General features: G+C 42.0%; 1 protein-coding gene. It reads right to left on the minus strand.

Translation table 11 applies throughout. The features are described from left to right. Window positions 1-959: recombinase family protein (locus tag B152_RS23970; protein WP_020593241.1), on the minus strand; the 959-nt coding region annotated here is incomplete at its 3' end. Window positions 960-1,825: the final 866 nt, after the last annotated feature.

Below are 1,825 nucleotides of genomic sequence, written 5' to 3' on the forward strand. Positions count from 1 at the left end.
GCCCGGTGCTGCTTTACGGCCAGCCTGTTTTCTTCAAGCTTTTCATCTTTTCTTATGACGGCGCGTAACTTTTTGCGTTCCTGCGAGATACTGGACCTGACATCAATCAGGCTTTGGACCTCATCAAAAAGCCCTTCATCCATTATTGCAAGTTCTGGCAGAGGGACCCTGATCCATTGGCCCTCCGGGCGGATGATGGATAAGCGTTTGCCGCTATCGGGGTGTTTTTTGTAGGCCATCTTGTTGAAGGTGACGATACCTTTGTAGAGTGTTTGTCTTAGAATGCCGGTTTTTCGTTCTGCTGTGCCAATAAGAGTGGTCTTGATCCACTTTCCACCTTTAGGGGAGGGAATTGCCAGGCGATTAAGTCTTGTGCAAATCTGGGAAAGTGTCTGGCCTTCAAGATAATCCTTAAAAATGCTCCGGACTATTTCGGCTTCTGGCCTGTTGATCTTACGTTGACCGCTTGATGGTTGACCATCCTTGAACTCGCGGAGGAGATCATAACCATAGGTCTTGCCGCCAGGTACTGACCCATTTAGGACAGCAGCAACCATTCCTCTCCTTGTCTTGTCTGCAAGATCCTTGAGATAAAGCGCATTCATCGTTCCTTTCAGGCCGATATGAAGCTCGTTTATCTCTCCCTCAGTGATTGTTTCGAGAGGAATGTCGAGGAAAAGCAATTTTTTGTAAAATGCTGCAATATCAGATTGATCTCGTGAAAGTCGCGAAAGATCTTCACAAACAATCCGGTCGAAGCGATCATGCAGTAAAGCCTCGATCAAGGCATGAATTCCAGGGCGATTTTGTACATTCGCGCCGGAAATTGCCTCGTCGAAAAACACATCTGAAACCAGATATTTTTTCTGAGCGCACCAGGCTTTGCAACGTGCGATCTGGTCTTTGGTAGATCTGGTTTGTTTATCAGAAGAATGTCGGGCGTAGATCGCGACTCTCATCAGTAGTCCTATAACAGTTTATTTGCTGTTATAGGTCGTATTTTTCCTCACAATCAAGGGGGGAATATATTGGCCTTAGTAGGCCTGATTTAGCCTAAAATTTACTTTAAATGCGAAGGGTTTAGCCTGAGTTGGTCTGTCTTTATCTTCGGCAGGAGAGTTTGGTCTGAGTTTGCCGATATCAAGGTGGTTGGATTGTGTTTTAAAATTTGCCCTGTCAAATTATGGGCTGACATAAATATCGTCCGTAAATCCGTAAAACAGGGCAGAAAATAAACGCTGTTTTCTGGGTACAGTATAATGACATCATTCTTGTTTTAAACTGGTCAACGGGCTTTGCCTCATAGAAGTTTCAAGAAAACGAACGTTTGTTTTTGAAGCAAAGTTAGCATTAACATTTGCTTAACCTTTATGGATCTGTAAAAATATCAATAATACCTATGCGTGTGCAGCCCTTAGTCTTTTCCTCGAATTTTTCATCAAGCGGAACTCTAAATTTTAAGGATTTTTTTAATGATGGAGTTATTCTCAAAAAGAGTTAGGTCAAATTTTATGAAATTTTTATGGTTTAGTGCTCTGTTTGTTTCCTTGATATTGAGTACTCAAGCTTTTGCCACAAGTGTTAAAGACTGCAGTTATGAGAGTATCTTAAAAAGAAATCTTTTAGATCAATCTTCTATAGAAATTAATGACTATCTCTCGAAATGTGAGAATGTTTTGGAGGGAGAAATCGTATTAATACTGAAGCTTGTGTCTGACTGGAAAAAAAATAAGGGGCTGAAGTAGCTAATGGTTAGTGTTTCGCGTGTTTATACCATGATTTTAGCTGCTTCAGGAGGTCTGCATGGTTGCCTCCGTTGAAGCGC

Origin of the sequence: Kiloniella laminariae DSM 19542 (assembly GCF_000374005.1) — a bacterium.
Lineage (GTDB): Bacteria > Pseudomonadota > Alphaproteobacteria > Kiloniellales > Kiloniellaceae > Kiloniella > Kiloniella laminariae.